Source organism: Kribbella swartbergensis, assembly GCF_054784135.1.
Genome location: NZ_BAAGPM010000025.1, coordinates 56,610 through 70,250, shown reverse-complemented (window position 1 = coordinate 70,250; position 13,641 = coordinate 56,610). Strand labels below are relative to the sequence as shown.

Annotated in this window: 15 protein-coding genes; 10 read left to right on the top strand and 5 right to left on the bottom strand. The window is 68.6% G+C overall.

Translation table 11 applies throughout. The features are described 5' to 3' along the window. A complete protein-coding gene (locus ACYVOK_RS23135) occupies window positions 1–714 on the top strand; it encodes a phosphotransferase (protein ID WP_460664604.1) in 714 nt (237 codons plus the stop codon). A 66-nt stretch (window positions 715–780) separates the two neighbouring features. On the opposite strand, the gene ACYVOK_RS23130 is transcribed toward ACYVOK_RS23135, so the two are convergent. Next, window positions 781–1,263, bottom strand: a complete 483-nt coding sequence (locus tag ACYVOK_RS23130; protein ID WP_460664603.1) for a GNAT family N-acetyltransferase — start codon at window positions 1,261–1,263, stop codon at window positions 781–783. Between the two features lie 127 nt (window positions 1,264–1,390). Here ACYVOK_RS23130 and ACYVOK_RS23125 point away from each other — a divergent pair, with 127 nt between their 5' ends. Continuing rightward, window positions 1,391–2,971 (top strand): alkaline phosphatase D family protein, encoded by a 1,581-nt coding sequence (locus tag ACYVOK_RS23125; RefSeq protein ID WP_460664602.1) that lies wholly within the window; start codon window positions 1,391–1,393, stop codon window positions 2,969–2,971. Window positions 2,972–3,011: 40 nt separating this feature from the next. Here ACYVOK_RS23125 and ACYVOK_RS23120 read toward each other — a convergent pair whose 3' ends face one another. Both ACYVOK_RS23120 and ACYVOK_RS23115 read right to left on the bottom strand, forming a co-directional pair. Continuing rightward, on the bottom strand, window positions 3,012–3,833 hold the full coding sequence (locus ACYVOK_RS23120) for a polysaccharide lyase family protein (protein WP_460664601.1): 822 nt from the start codon (window positions 3,831–3,833) through the stop codon (window positions 3,012–3,014). After that, window positions 3,833–5,365 (bottom strand): alkaline phosphatase D family protein, encoded by a 1,533-nt coding sequence (locus tag ACYVOK_RS23115; RefSeq protein ID WP_460664600.1) that lies wholly within the window; start codon window positions 5,363–5,365, stop codon window positions 3,833–3,835. The genes ACYVOK_RS23120 and ACYVOK_RS23115 overlap by 1 nt, the downstream gene beginning before the upstream one ends. Before the next feature lie 163 nt (window positions 5,366–5,528). Here ACYVOK_RS23115 and ACYVOK_RS23110 point away from each other — a divergent pair, with 163 nt between their 5' ends. The 5 genes from ACYVOK_RS23110 (at window position 5,529) to ACYVOK_RS23090 (ending at window position 9,248) form a co-directional block, all read left to right on the top strand. Continuing rightward, on the top strand, window positions 5,529–6,404 hold the full coding sequence (locus ACYVOK_RS23110; protein ID WP_460664599.1) for an aldo/keto reductase: 876 nt from the start codon (window positions 5,529–5,531) through the stop codon (window positions 6,402–6,404). 96 nt (window positions 6,405–6,500) lie between these two features. Next, window positions 6,501–6,722 (top strand): tetratricopeptide repeat protein, encoded by a 222-nt coding sequence (locus tag ACYVOK_RS23105; RefSeq protein WP_460664786.1) that lies wholly within the window; start codon window positions 6,501–6,503, stop codon window positions 6,720–6,722. 231 nt (window positions 6,723–6,953) lie between these two features. Continuing rightward, complete coding sequence (locus ACYVOK_RS23100; RefSeq protein WP_460664598.1) at window positions 6,954–8,066, top strand: LLM class flavin-dependent oxidoreductase; 1,113 nt, start codon at window positions 6,954–6,956, stop codon at window positions 8,064–8,066. Further along, on the top strand, window positions 8,063–8,665 hold the full coding sequence (locus ACYVOK_RS23095) for an FMN reductase (protein WP_460664597.1): 603 nt from the start codon (window positions 8,063–8,065) through the stop codon (window positions 8,663–8,665). The genes ACYVOK_RS23100 and ACYVOK_RS23095 overlap by 4 nt, the downstream gene beginning before the upstream one ends. A 40-nt stretch (window positions 8,666–8,705) precedes the next feature. Beyond that, window positions 8,706–9,248, top strand: a complete 543-nt coding sequence (locus ACYVOK_RS23090) for a hypothetical protein (protein ID WP_460664596.1) — start codon at window positions 8,706–8,708, stop codon at window positions 9,246–9,248. Window positions 9,249–9,298: 50 nt separating this feature from the next. On the opposite strand, the gene ACYVOK_RS23085 is transcribed toward ACYVOK_RS23090, so the two are convergent. Beyond that, complete coding sequence (locus ACYVOK_RS23085; RefSeq protein WP_460664595.1) at window positions 9,299–10,150, bottom strand: TetR/AcrR family transcriptional regulator; 852 nt, start codon at window positions 10,148–10,150, stop codon at window positions 9,299–9,301. A 53-nt stretch (window positions 10,151–10,203) separates the two neighbouring features. Here ACYVOK_RS23085 and ACYVOK_RS23080 point away from each other — a divergent pair, with 53 nt between their 5' ends. The 3 genes from ACYVOK_RS23080 to ACYVOK_RS23070 are packed head-to-tail and all read left to right on the top strand — an operon-like array spanning window position 10,204 to window position 12,865. Then, complete coding sequence (locus ACYVOK_RS23080) at window positions 10,204–11,157, top strand: ATP-binding cassette domain-containing protein (protein WP_460664594.1); 954 nt, start codon at window positions 10,204–10,206, stop codon at window positions 11,155–11,157. Further along, window positions 11,154–11,948: an ABC transporter permease gene (locus ACYVOK_RS23075; RefSeq protein WP_460664593.1), complete on the top strand. Its 795-nt coding sequence runs from the start codon at window positions 11,154–11,156 to the stop codon at window positions 11,946–11,948. Before ACYVOK_RS23080 ends, ACYVOK_RS23075 begins: the two co-directional genes overlap by 4 nt. 29 nt (window positions 11,949–11,977) lie before the next feature. After that, a complete protein-coding gene (locus tag ACYVOK_RS23070; protein WP_460664592.1) occupies window positions 11,978–12,865 on the top strand; it encodes an FkbM family methyltransferase in 888 nt (295 codons plus the stop codon). On the opposite strand, the gene ACYVOK_RS23065 is transcribed toward ACYVOK_RS23070, so the two are convergent. After that, window positions 12,862–13,629, bottom strand: coding sequence for an SDR family NAD(P)-dependent oxidoreductase (locus tag ACYVOK_RS23065; RefSeq protein ID WP_460664591.1), 768 nt, complete (start codon window positions 13,627–13,629; stop codon window positions 12,862–12,864). The two genes, ACYVOK_RS23070 and ACYVOK_RS23065, sit on opposite strands and share 4 nt — an antisense overlap. Window positions 13,630–13,641: the final 12 nt, after the last annotated feature.

The window sequence follows — 13,641 nt, the reverse complement described above, 5'->3', positions numbered from 1 at the left end:
GTGGACGAGGTGGAGCTGGCAGGCGGGTTCGTGAACACGGTGGTACGGCGAGGAGACGCCGTACTGCGGAAGCCGGGCGAGCGGTCGGAGTTCGTGCACGAGTTGCTGCGGCTGCTGGATGCCTGGCCGGGCGCGCCCCGCTTCCTCGGGGTTGAAGACGGTCGTGAACGCCTGAGCTTCATCGACGGGTACGTCGCGTGGGAGCGCCCCTGGAAGCCGGCCGTCACGTCTCCGGCAGCCCTCAGGTCGGTGGGCGCCCTGGTGCGTGAATTCCACGACCTGACCGCGGGTACGGCGCTCGCCGGCGAGCACGAGGTGGTCTGCCACAACGACCTCTCGCCGAAGAACACCGTCTACACCCCGGACGGGTCGCGGGCGATCGCCTTCATCGACTGGGACATCGCCGCGCCGGGTGAGCGCATCCACGACCTCGCCTTCATCTGCTGGCAATACGCCGAGCTGGGCGACGTTGCGCGCGTCGTACCCCAGTGGAAGGCCCTCCTGGCCGGCTACGGCCCCACCGACACCTCCGAGCTCATCCCCACCATCCTCTGGTGGCAAGCCCGAGCCGCCGACGGCATAGAAACCGCCGCCCACTCCGGCGACCCAGCCATGCAACACCTCCACCACCTCGGCATCCCCACCAACATCCGCCACCTCAGCGACTGGGTGCAGGAGAATGCGACACGCCTGGCTGGAGAGATCAACGCCTGAACGGCGCCTTCGCACACAGGTAGCCGGCCGAGTCGAGCAGCTCCGGCATCAACCGCTCCTGCGCGGTCATGAGCCGAGGGCCTGGAGGGCTTTGTCGGTGAGGCGGTAGGTGGTCCAGTCGGGTTGGGGGTGGGCGCCTAGGGCGGTGTAGAAGTCGATGGCGGGGGTGTTCCAGTCGAGGACGGACCATTCGAGGCGTTCGTAGTTGTTGCGGACGCATTCCTGGGCGAGGGCTGCCAGGAGGGCTTTGCCGAGGCCGGCGCCGCGGGTTTCGGGGCGGACGAAGAGGTCTTCGAGGTAGATGCCGTGGACGCCGCGCCAGGTGGAGAAGCTGAGGAACCAGATCGCGCAGCCGGCCACCTCGCCCTGGTGTTCGGCGACGTGGCAGAAGACCTTCGGGGACTCGCCGAAGAGGGCGGTCCGCAACTGGTCGGCGGTCAGCTTGCACTCGTCGGGGGCGCGCTCGTATTCGGCCAGGCCGTGGACCAGTTCCACGATCGCCGGGACGTCTTCCGGCCGCGCGCGCCGTACGCGTTCGTCAGTCTGCATTGGACCATCCTGCACTCCGGCCCAGCTATCGAGCATTCCTGTTAACTTACCGAGCACCTCCGCGACAAACCCCAGTCACCCGGCGACTGAAGACTGACGACCTCCCGCCCGTCACAGGAGGAATTCCATGTCCGTTTCCCGCCGTCGCTTCCTCGGCCTGAGTGGTGCGGGCTCCGCCGCCGTACTCCTAGGCACCGGAGCCTGGGACGCCTCGACCACGTACGCCGTCCCGTCCGGCAGCGGCAACCCGTTCACCCTCGGCGTCGCCTCCGGCGATCCGCAGTACGACGGTGTCGTGCTCTGGACCCGGCTCGCCACCGACTCGTTCGCCGTCGACGGAAAGGGCGGGATGCCCGCCCGGCCGGTCCGGGTCGAGTACGAGATCGCCCGGGACGAGCAGTTCCGGCACGTCGTACGGCGGTCCAGCGTCGTGGCGACCCCGGAGCTCGGCCACTCGGTCCACCCGGAGGTCCGCGGCCTGCAGCCGGATCACGTGTACTACTACCGCTTCCGCACCGGCGGCGAGGTCTCGCCGACCGGCCGGACCCGGACCACGCCGCACCCGTTCGCCTCGCCGCGTGAGCTGAAGTTTGCGTTCGCGTCCTGCAACGCCTGGCAAGACGGTTTCTTCACGGCCTACGACCACCTGGCCGCCGAGGACCTCGACCTGGTCGTCCACCTCGGCGACTACCTCTACGAGTACGGCGTGAAGTCCAACCGGCGTGGTGTCGTCACCGACCCGCGGTTCGACGGCGAGACCTTCGATCTCGCCCGCTACCGGCTGCAGTACTCGCTCTACAAGTCCGAGGCGCCGTTGCAGGCGGCCCACGCCCGCTTCCCGTGGATCCAGACGATCGACGACCACGAGGTGGAGAACAACTGGGCCGGCGACCTGTCGCAGCAGGACACCGAGCCGGACCAGGACCCGGTGGTGTTCCGGGCCCGCCGCGCGGCCGCGTTCCAGGCGATGTACGAGAACATGCCGCTGCGACACGACCAGATGCCGTCCGGTCCGTCGGTCCGGCTGCACCGCCGTCTTCCGTACGGGCGTCTGGCCGACATCACCATGCTGGACACCCGGCAGTACCGCTCCGACCAGCCGTGCGGTGATGGCGACTCGTCGACCTGCACCGACCGGTTCAACCCGGACAACACGATGCTGGGCGGCAAGCAGCGCACCTGGCTGCTTGACGGGTTCAAGCGGTCGAACGCGCGCTGGCACATCCTCGGCAACCAGGCGCCGATGGGCCAAACCGATTGGACTCCCGGCCCGGAGACGCGCGTATGGCTCGACCCGTGGGACGGCTACGTCGCCGAGCGCAACCAGGTGCTGGGCGCCGCACAGGACAGCGGGGTCCGCAACCTGGTCGTCATCACCGGCGACCGGCACCAGAACTACGCCCTCGAGCTCAAACGCGACTACGCGAACCCGGACTCGGCCACTGTCGGCACCGAGTTCGTCGGTACGTCGATCACCAGCGGCGGCGACGGTGCGGACATGACCGACCAGGGCCGGCAGTTCCTGGCCGCCAACCCACACCTGAAGTTCTTCAACTCCCAGCGCGGCTACGTCCGCGTCACCGTGAACCAGAAGCAGTGGCGCTCCGACTACCGCGTCGTCCCGTACGTCACCAAACCCGGCGCCCCGATCAGCACCCGCGCGTCGTACGTCGTCGAGGACCGCGACCCGCACGTCCACGCGTCCTGACCCGACGAGGCCCCCGGCTCACTCGCCGGGGGCCTCGTCCTCATGTCCGCGCGTAGATCCCGAAGGCGTCGTACGCGATCCAGGAACCGTTGTCCTTGAACAGCTCGATCACGTTCTGACCGGCCTTGAAGAGGGACCTGGGCAACGGCTTCTCGATGTACGACGGCTTCAAAGGCGAGCCGGGGTAGGTGCTGTCGGCAATCGTGGAGCCCTTGGTGGCGCCGTTCGCGAAGGCCAGCCGCTCGACCTGTGTCCCGTTGACGCTCAACACCGCCGAGCCCGGGATGGTCGCGTGACTGTCGATCAGCCACAACGCCAGGTCGAGATCCTGATCCGGTACGGCGGCCAACTCGAAACGGAACCTGGCCCGATGGCTCTTCGACCCCGCCCACCTGTCCGCCGGGCCGGGCAGCAGGTACGACCAGTCGGCCGACGGCGTCGACGTACCGAACAGGTAGTCCACATCGGCAGGGAACCGGGTCGGGTAGCTGGCGTAGCCGTTCGGGGACAAGGCCAGCTCCGAGCCCTTGCCGTCGAACTCACCGACCCGAGCGACCGGCAGGCCCGACACGGTGACCGACGTCAGGTTGGCGGCGGCAACTGGTGCCGACGGCTTCGACCGGTTGCCGGCGGCATCGAGGGTCACGACCCGATACGACCTGGTGACACCGGTGAATCCCAGTCCGCGGTGGACGAAGTGCGGATACACGGTCTTGCCGAGCAGCTCCCAGGAGCCTGCGGTCAGGACGTGGACGGCGTAGTGGTCGACGACCGTTGCCCACGACACCGGCTTCCAGTCGAGCGTCACGCTGCCGAGCTGGCCGCTGCCCCGCAGCTCGGTGACGGCAGGGGGACGAGTCATCACAACGCCTCCAGACGGGGAGAGCCGACGGGCGACCGGAAGGACGCGAACACCCGCGGCGCGGCGTTCGCGTCGGCCTCGACGTACGGGAAGTTGACGAACTCCGTGGTCAGCTCGGACCGGGTCAGCGTCGTGTGCACGTACCCGCGCCGCGCGTTGTACAGCTTCACGTACGGATGCCGCAGCCAGTCCGGCGCGTACCTGTCGGTGTCGGCGCCGTCCCCGTCGGAGCCGATCGAGGAGCACACCAGCTCCACCCCGATCGTCGGCGAGGCCGGGTCGGCGAAGTCCGCCTTCAGTTCGGAGGCCACGTGCCGGTGGATGTCGCCGGTCAGCATGACCGCGTTGCCGGCCCGGTGCAGTTCCGTCAGCAGCCGTCGCCGGTTCGCCGGGTAGCCGTCCCACTGCTCGATCCGGTCGTCACTGATGGCCGTGAGTACGACGCCGCCCGCCAGGACGTTCCAGGTCGCGGGTGAGTTGCGCAGACCGTCGTACAGCCATTTCTCCTGTTCGGCGCCCAGCATGGTCCGCGTCTCGGACCGGCGGTCGGCCTCGTCCACCGGCACCGGGTCGCGGTACTGCCGGTTGTCTAGCAGGTGGACCCGGGCCAGGGAACCGACGTCGTACCGGCGATAGACCTGGGTGTCCGGTCCCTTCGGCAGGCTACCGAGCCCGATCGGCAGGTTCTCGTAGAACGCGCGATAGGCGACGGCCCGGCGATGCACGAACAGCTCGGGCGGGATCCCGTACAGCGAGTTCGCCGAGCCGTAGTTGTTCTGCACCTCGTGGTCGTCCCAGACGTGCAGCCACGGGGCGGCGGCGTGCGCGGCCTGCAACTCCGGGTCGGACTTGAACAGGCCGTACCGCAACCGGTACTGCTCGAGCGTCTCGATCTCCACCCCGTGCTCCGGCCCGACCGAGACACCCTGGCGCCACAGGTTGCCGCCAGCAACGATTCCGTACTCGTAGATGTAGTCGCCGAGGAAGAACACTGCGTCCGGCGCCCGGCGGGCGATGTCGCGGTACGCCGGGAAGTAGCCGTGGTACCAGGCCTGACAGGACGCGGTGGCGAAGCTGAACCGCGACCCGTAGACCGGCAGTGTCTTGGTCCGGCCGACCGGGCTGATCTCGGTGCCGACCCGGAAGCGGTAGAAGTACTCACGTTCCGGCCGCAGCCCACTGACCTCGGGATGGACGGCGTGCGCCAGTTCGGCGGTCGCGATCGCGAGCCCTCGCCGTACGACCCGTCGGAAGCCGCTGTCCTCGGCCACCTCATACTGCACGGGCACGTGGTCGGCGCGCATCCCGCCGTGACCATCGACGGCCAGCGGCGTCGGTGCCAGCCGGGTCCAGAGGACGAAGCCGTCGGGGCGCGGATCACCGGATGCGACGCCGAGCCCGAACACACCGGACGGGACCGGCCGCGCAGGGGTGGCGTCCGCACTCGCCGGCGCGGAGACGCCGAGCGCGACGGACGCAGCACTCAGGCCGGTGAGTTGGAGAAAGGTACGGCGGGAGGGAGGCGGAGGCACGGGCGGGACTCCAATCGGTGGACTTGCGTCACATTCTTACGTAATTCCCCGTCTTGATGTCAGTGGTTGTCGGAATGTCGCCAAGGATTCAGCAATCGGATTGCTGGGTGTTTGCGAAGATTCCTGTTGGAAGTCTGAGTCGCGGCGCGCAAGGCTGGAGCCCATGGCAGCTCAGACGAACACAACGCGTCGGATCGGTGACGTCGAGGTCAGTGCGATCGGACTCGGCGCGATGCCGATGTCGATCGAGGGACGCCCCGACGAGGCCCGGTCGATCGCGACCATCCACGCCGCCCTCGACGCCGGGATCACCCTGATCGACACCGCCGACGCCTACCACCTGACCGCGACCGACGTCGGTCACAACGAGACCCTGATCGCCAAGGCCCTCGCGTCGTACGGCGGTGACACCTCCGGCGTATTCGTCGCGACCAAGGGCGGGCACCTGCGACCGGGCGACGGCTCGTGGACGCTCAACGGCTCGCCGGAGTACCTCGAGCAGGCGGCCGATGCGTCGCTCAAGCGGCTCGGCGTGGACGCGATCGGGCTGTACCAGTTCCACCGGCCGGACCCGAAGACGCCGTACGAGGAGTCGATCGGCGCGATCCGCGACCTGCTCGACGCGGGCAAGATCCGGATGGCCGGCATCTCCAACGCGAACCCGGCGCAGATCCGGCAGGCGAACGAGATCCTCGGCGGCCGGCTCGTCTCGGTGCAGAACCAGTTCTCCCCCGCGTTCCGGTCGAGTGAGCCCGAGCTCGAGCTCTGCGACCAGCTCGGGATCGCGTTCCTGCCCTGGTCGCCGCTCGGCGGCATCTCCAACGCCGGCGAGCTGGGCAGCAAGCACCCCGCCTTCCACCAGCTCGCTTCCCAGCTGGGCGTCAGCCCCCAGCGGGTGACACTCGCCTGGATGCTGGCCAAGTCGCCGTACGTGATCCCGATCCCCGGCTCCAGCCGCCCGGAGACGATTCTCGACTCGTACGCCGCGATCGACCTCGAACTCACCCCCGAGCAGATCGCCACGCTCGACGCGGCCTGAGACCGACAGGTGACGCCCCGCCACGCGGAATAGGTCCGCGCGGCGGGGCGTTCCTGTGGTGTTCTCGGGTTGAAGGAGGTCTCGGCGGTGGAAGACATGCGGGCGTTGAGCTACGGGCTTGGGCAGCAGTACTTCGAGGAGCGGGACTACCGAGGTGCGATCCGGGCGCTGCGGCCGGTGGTCGAGGAGACGCCGGACGACGTCGGCACCCGGCTGTTGCTGGCCCGCGCGTACTACCACGCGGCGCTGCTGAAGCCTGCCGAGGAACATCTCCTGGAGGTCATCGAGCGCGCCCGACCGAGTACTACGCCCACCTGATGCTGGCCCGGACCCTCGAGCGCCAGTCCCGCGCCGACGAGGCCGTCAAGCACCGCCGCATAGCCGCAGCCCTCACCGGCAACGAAGACCTCCTCAAGCCTCACAGCGCCTGAATTGGCGGTCCGGTTCTGGGACAGCTGGAGTGCCCGAGCTGGGAATGCCGGACGATGGATTGGCGTTGTGCGGTGTGAAGGTAGTTAAATAGTTAACTACCCAGCCTGAGGAGGACAGATGCAGTTCGGGGTGTTCACCGTCGGTGACGTCACCGAGGACCCGACCACCGGTCGGACGGTGAGCGAGGCCGAGCGGATCAAGGCGATGGTGACGATCGCACTGAAGGCCGAGGAGGTCGGCCTCGACGTGTTCGCGCAGGGTGAGCACCACAACCCGCCGTTCGTCCCGTCCTCCCCGACCACCCAGCTCGGGTTCATCGCGGCGAAGACGTCGAAGCTGATCCTGTCCACCGGGACCACGCTGATCACCACCAACGACCCGGTGAAGATCGCCGAGGACTACGCGATGCTGCAGCACCTGGCCGACGGCCGGGTCGACCTGATGATGGGTCGCGGCAACACCGGCCCGGTGTACCCGTGGTTCGGCCAGGACATCCGCAACGGCATCGCGCTCGCGATCGAGAACTACGCCCTGTTGCGCCGGCTGTGGCGCGAGGACGTGGTCGACTGGGAGGGCAAGTTCCGCACACCGTTGCAGGGCTTCACCTCGACGCCGCGGCCACTGGACGGCGTACCGCCGTTCGTCTGGCACGGGTCGATCCGGTCACCCGAGATCGCCGAGCAGGCGGCGTACTACGGCGACGGGTTCTTCCACAACAACATCTTCTGGCCGGTCACCCACACCAAGCGGATGATCGAGCTCTACCGCACCCGCTTCGAGCACTACGGCCACGGCGCCGCCGACCAGGCGATCGTGGGACTCGGCGGCCAGGTCTTCATGCGGAAGAACTCCCAGGACGCCGTCCGCGAGTTCCGGCCGTACTTCGACAACGCGCCGGTGTACGGACACGGGCCGTCGCTGGAGGACTTCAGCCGGGAGACCCCGCTGACGGTCGGGAGCCCGCAGCAGGTGATCGAGCGGACGCTGACGTTCCGGGAGCACTTCGGTGACTACCAGCGGCAGCTGTTCCTGATCGACCACGCCGGGCTGCCGTTGAAGACCGTGCTGGAGCAGCTGGACATTCTCGGGTCCGAGGTGGTCCCGGTGTTGCGCAAGGAGTTCGCGGCGCTGAAGCCGGCCCACGTGCCGGACGCGCCGACGCACGCTGCACTGAAGGCCGCGGCCGAGCGGGCGCGCGACCTGGAGACGATCGAGGAGCCGACGGTATGACCGAGCGTTTGATCGCCGTGGTGACGGCCGGGCTGACGACACCTTCGTCGTCCCGGCTGCTGGCCGACCAGCTGGCCGCCGCCGTACGCGACGAGCTGTCCGGCCGTGGGATCGCGTCGCGGGTCGAGCTGATCGAGGTGCGCGACTACGCCCACGACCTGACCAACAACCTGCTCACCGGCTTCCCGTCGGAGCAGCTGGGGACCGTGCTCGACACGGTGACCCGGGCGGATGCGGTGATCGCGGTGACGCCGACGTTCAGCGCGTCGTACAGCGGGCTGTTCAAGATGTTCTTCGACGTTCTCGACGACAAGGCGCTGGCCGGCAAACCGGTCCTGCTCGCCGCGACCGGCGGCACCGAACGCCACTCGCTCGTGCTCGAGTTCGCCCTCCGGCCGCTGTTCGCGTACCTGAAGGCGCTGCCCGTTCCCACCGGCGTGTACGCCGCCTCCACCGACTGGGGCACCGGCGCCGCCAAACTCGGCACCCGCATCACCCAGGCCGCCACCGAACTCGTCGCCGCCCTCCACCACGAACCCCCCACCCAAACCGACCCCTACGAAAACCCCACCCCCTTCGAAGAGCTACTCAAGGGCTAATTCCATAGCTCCCTCGCCGCGTCGGCCGGATACTCGGGGGATGGTGATCCTCGGCGGCTACGTGATCGCGGCGCCCACCACGTTGGGTCCGCGCGATCTGCCGAGTCCGCTGCGGACGATCAGCCATTGCCTGTTGGACGATCTGCCTCGGCCGGCGTACGCGGGCTGGTTCACCGACCGGGCCGAAGCCGAGAAGGCTCTGGCCGCGCGCCACGCACCCGCCGACGTCCTGGCTGTGGGCCTGGAGGAGCACCTGGCCGACGCACTCCGAGCCGAGTACGCCGACGACGAGTCGGCGTACTTCTTCCGCCTCCTGGACCTGCGCCTGCCACTACCCACGGACGCCGTGTTCCTCGGGCACGAGATCGTCGGCTGCGAGACGGACTTCACCTTCCATTCCTGGCACTGTCACGGGTATGCCGACCAGGTCCGGCGGGAACTCGGCGTCGTCGTGGACCACGTCAGGCTGCTCGCCGACTTCGCCGACGCCCTCCGAGTCCTCGACTACCTCCGCACCCGCCCCGCCGACGACGCGCCCTACGAGATCCCGTGGACAGTCGCCACCCTCGCCCGGCGCATCTGAGGAGCCGCTGCCGGGACGATCAGTGGGGTTGGATCGCTGCCGGTGTTGGGTCAGCTGTCGTCGGTGGTGGTTTGCTCCTTCGGCGACGCCGGGCTGCGCTCGGTGATGAGTAGGGAGATTCCGTCGAGGATTCGGGTTAGGCCGAAGGTGAGGGTGTGGGCGGGGTCTATGACGGACTGGAAGTGTTCGCCGACGGCGGTGCCTACGCGGCCGGCGGTGGGGAAGTGCTGGTGGGTGCCGGCCATCACGTGGGTGAGGGTGGGGGAGATCTGACGCCACCACTCCTCGTCGGAGAGGCCGGATTCGCGTTGGGTGCGGAGGTGTTCAGCGCCGGCGCGGGCTGTGCCCTGGACGTGGGTGAGGACCAGGGTCAGCGCGGAATCCATCTCCACGTCGGTCAGGCCCAGACCGTCCAGCGGGCGTAGTTCCGCCTCGTACTTCAACGTGATGTTCGGGCCGAGCGCCGTACGCATCGTCGCGACGTCGTGGATCCACGGGTGCTTGGTCAGCACCTCCCAGTTGCGCTGGGCGATGAACTCCAGCGCACCCCGCCAGCCGCCCGGTTGCCGGACCGGCTCGTCGACGTCGGCGTACAGGTCGCCGTACACGGTGTCGAACATCAGGTCGGTGAGCTCACCCTTGCCCGGGACGTGGGTGTAGAGCGACATCGTGCCGACCTTCAGCTGCTCGGCCACCGTGCGCATGGACACCGCGTCGAGGCCCTGGGCGTCAGCCAGCTCGATCGCCGTGTCCACGATCGAACGCACCGTCAGGCCGGACCGGCCCGCCTTCGTGTGACTGCCCCAGAGCAGGGCGAGACTGCGCGCCGGATCGGACCCGGCCGCCTTCTTCGGACTCAACGGAACCTTCTCCCACCGGTCGTCGTTGACTTGATCGTACACCAAGCCGTACGGTGTACGGTACACTCTACGGTTCAACCGGCGAGAGGTGGGAAGTGACTGCGGAACGAGTGATCGAGGCCGTCGACGTACGGAAGAACTACAAGGGCGGCACCGAGGGGGCAGGGCTGAACGGTTTCGACCTGGAGGCCATGGCCGGCACCGTGACGGGGCTGCTCGGCCCCAACGGCGCAGGCAAGACGACAGCGGTGCGGATCCTGTCCACACTGCTCGAGCTGGATTCCGGTACGGCGCGGATCGCCGGGTACGACGTACGCCGTCAGGGCGCGGAGGTACGACGCCGGATCGGGCTGGTCGGCCAGTACGCGGCGGTCGACGAGATCCTGACCGGCCGGCAGAACCTGGTGATGTTCGGCCGGCTGAACCACCTGGGCCACGCGGCCGCGGTCCGGCGTGCGGACGAACTGCTCGAGCGGTTCAGCCTGACCGAGGCGGCCGGGCAGGCGGTGTCGAAGTACTCCGGTGGCATGCGGCGGCGGCTCGACTTGGCCGCGAGCCTGATCGTGGCACCGGCCGTGCTGTTCGTCGACGAGCCGACCACCGGGCTGGACCCGGCCGGCCGGATCGAGGTGTGGAACGCCGTACGGCAACTCGTCGACGGCGGGACGACGGTGTTGCTTACCACGCAGTACCTGGAGGAGGCGGATCAACTGGCGAACCGGATCTCGATGCTCAAGGCGGGGAAGGTCGTTGCCGAGGGCACGCCGGACGAACTCAAGACCCGGCTCGGGTCGGACTGGCTGGACCTGGTGCTGGCGGATCCCGCGGACGTTCCGCGGGTGGTCGCGTTGGCGGAACCCCTGGCGGACGGGGAGATCCGGGTGACCGACGTACGGATCAGTGTGCCGGTGAAGGACCGGACCCGGGCGCTGGTGGCGATGGCGACGTCGTTGCATGAGGCAAAGATCGAACCGGAGGACATCACCTTGCGGAGGCCGACGCTGGACGAGGTGTTCCTGCACCTGACCGGGACGGGGGTGGCGGCATGACGGCGTTCGGTTGGGCGCTGGCGGACAGTTGGACGATCGCGCGGCGGACGCTGGTGCACTGGCGGATGCAGCCGGGGCTCGTGATCTTCAACTGGTTCTTCCCGGTGCTGATGCTGCTGCTGTTCGGCGGGCTGCTCGGCGGGGCGATGGACTTCCCGGAGGGCGAGTCGTACTACGAACTGCTCGTGCCGGGCATCTTCGCGCTGGCGATGCTGTTCGGGCTGGAAGGAACGATGACGGCGGTCACCCAGGACAAGGAGAAGGGGGTGACGGACCGGTTCCGGTCGCTGCCGATGAGCTCGGCGGCCGTCGTCCTCGGGCGATGCATCGCGGACATGCTCGACTCGGTCGTGACGCTCATCGTGCTGGCCACGGCCGGGCTCGCGCTGGGCTGGCGGTGGCATGAGGGATTGCCGTCGGCGCTGGCGGCGTTCGGGTTGCTGCTGTTACTGCGGTTCGCGTTGCTCTGGGTGGGGATCTTCATCGGGCTGACAGTGAAGAACGCGCAGAGTGTGACGATGGTGCAGGTGCTGGTCTGGCCGGTCGGCTTCCTCTCCAGCACGTTCGTCGCCACCTCCACGATGCCGGACTGGCTGGGCACCATCGCCCAGTGGAACCCCCTCTCGGCAACGGCCACCACCTCCCGGGACCTCTTCGGGAACCCGGACCCGTCGGCCACCGCCACCTGGATCGGAACCCACGCGGAGGTGGCCGCAATCGTTGCCCCGCTCCTCCTGATCGCCGTCTTCCTCCCCCTCTCCGCCCACCGGTTCCGCACCTTGTCGCGATAGACCGGCGCGTATTCGGGTATCGGGTGTGAGTGACGGACCAACTGCTGTGGCGCTCAGCGCACGCGATCGGGCGTGCGCTGGGCGCCCGGGCTGCTCGTCGTACGGCGCGCGTAGCCGGGGCGATCGAGGGCCTGACCGACGCTGGGGTGCACCGGGTTGCGTTGCGGATCTCGCCGCGGTTGGCCCAGGAGAATCCTGAGCTCGTCAAGGTCTCGCCGGCCTGGGCAGACTCCAGCGTTCGGGTACGGCGGCAGGGTTTGCGGCTGGACTTGGATCTGCGGGACAACCTGCAGGCGGTGTTGTACTACGCGGGCCGATACGAGCCCGCGGTACGGCGGTTTCTGGTGAGCGAACTGCGGCAGGGCGACGTCGTACTGGATGTCGGCGCGAACATCGGGCTGCACGCGCTGACAGCGGCCAACCGGCTGCGGGAGCTGGGTGGTGGCCGGGTGATCGCGTTCGAGCCGGCTGCCGACTGTCTGGCCAAGCTACGGACCGCTGCCGACCACAACGACCTACAGGTGGAGGTCGTGCCGGCCGCGCTGGGTGAGCGGCAGTACTACGCGGAACTACGAGCGGACAGCCGGTACGACGAGGCTGACGCCGGTGTGCGCTCCCTCTACGGCGACGGAGCCGTGGTGCAGGAGGTGCCGGTGATCCGGCTCGACGACTGGGTCCGTGAGCACGGACTGCAACGCCTGGACGTGGTCAAGCTCGACATCGAGGGCAGTGAGGTCTCGGCCCTGTCCGGTGCAGCCCACACGCTGACTCGGCTGCGGCCGCGCGCCGTACTCGTGGAGGACAAGCGCAGCGAGTCGAGCGCGCGGCTGCACGCCGTACTGGACGAGCTCGGCTACCGGCCGACCGATGACGTGCTGGACCACAACGCGCTGTTCCGGCCGGACACGGGTGCCTAAGGCATCAACTGGCCGCCGTTGACCTCGATGATCTGGCCGGTGACGTAGGAGCTCATCGCGTCCGACGCGAGGTAGAGGATCGTGCCGACGCACTCGTGCGGGGTGCCGGTGCGACCCATCGGGATGGTCGCGATCATCCCGTTCAGCTGCTCCGCCTTGGTGTGCCGGTCGTGGAACGCGGTCTTGATCACGCCGGGCGCGATCGCGTTGACCCGGATGCCGTCGGGGGCGAGTTCCTTGGCCAGGCCGCGGGTGAACGTGCTGACCGCGCCCTTGCTGGTCGCGTACACGACCGACCCGCCGCCACCACCGTTGCGGCCGGCGATCGAGGTGACGTTGACGATGCAGCCGCCGTCCTGGGCGCGGAACACCGGCACGATCCGGCGGGAGAGCGCGAACACCGAGGTCAGGTTCACGTCCAGGATCCGGTGGAACTCGTCGTCCGAGACGTCGGTCACCGGCGAGCGGTTGACCAGGTCACCGGCGTTGTTCACCAGCACGTCGATCCGCCCGTGCTCGGCCAGGACCTCGTCGATCAACAGGCCCGCCGAGGCCGGGTCGGCCAGGTCCGCCTGGTGTACGGACGCCGTACCTCCCGCCGTCTGGACCGCGCCCAGCGTGTGCTTCGCACCCTCGGCGTTGTGGTGGTAGTGCAGCGCGACCGTCGCCCCGGTTTCGGCGAACCCAACCGCCGCCGCAGCCCCGATCCCACTACTCGCCCCGGTCACCAGAACAACCCGATCCCTGAAATCCAGATATCCCATGCGCCTATCCTC

Coding starts and splice junctions, on each gene's coding strand:
- ACYVOK_RS23100 (WP_460664598.1), top strand. CDS start 6,954: ATGCAGTTCGGGGTGTTCACCGTCGGTGACGTCACCGAGGACCCGACC.
- ACYVOK_RS23095 (WP_460664597.1), top strand. CDS start 8,063: ATGACCGAGCGTTTGATCGCCGTGGTGACGGCCGGGCTGACGACACCT.
- ACYVOK_RS23125 (WP_460664602.1), top strand. CDS start 1,391: ATGTCCGTTTCCCGCCGTCGCTTCCTCGGCCTGAGTGGTGCGGGCTCC.
- ACYVOK_RS23105 (WP_460664786.1), top strand. CDS start 6,501: ATGCGGGCGTTGAGCTACGGGCTTGGGCAGCAGTACTTCGAGGAGCGG.
- ACYVOK_RS23120 (WP_460664601.1), bottom strand. CDS start 3,833: ATGACTCGTCCCCCTGCCGTCACCGAGCTGCGGGGCAGCGGCCAGCTC.
- ACYVOK_RS23110 (WP_460664599.1), top strand. CDS start 5,529: ATGGCAGCTCAGACGAACACAACGCGTCGGATCGGTGACGTCGAGGTC.
- ACYVOK_RS23130 (WP_460664603.1), bottom strand. CDS start 1,263: ATGCAGACTGACGAACGCGTACGGCGCGCGCGGCCGGAAGACGTCCCG.
- ACYVOK_RS23090 (WP_460664596.1), top strand. CDS start 8,706: ATGGTGATCCTCGGCGGCTACGTGATCGCGGCGCCCACCACGTTGGGT.
- ACYVOK_RS23065 (WP_460664591.1), bottom strand. CDS start 13,629: ATGGGATATCTGGATTTCAGGGATCGGGTTGTTCTGGTGACCGGGGCG.
- ACYVOK_RS23075 (WP_460664593.1), top strand. CDS start 11,154: ATGACGGCGTTCGGTTGGGCGCTGGCGGACAGTTGGACGATCGCGCGG.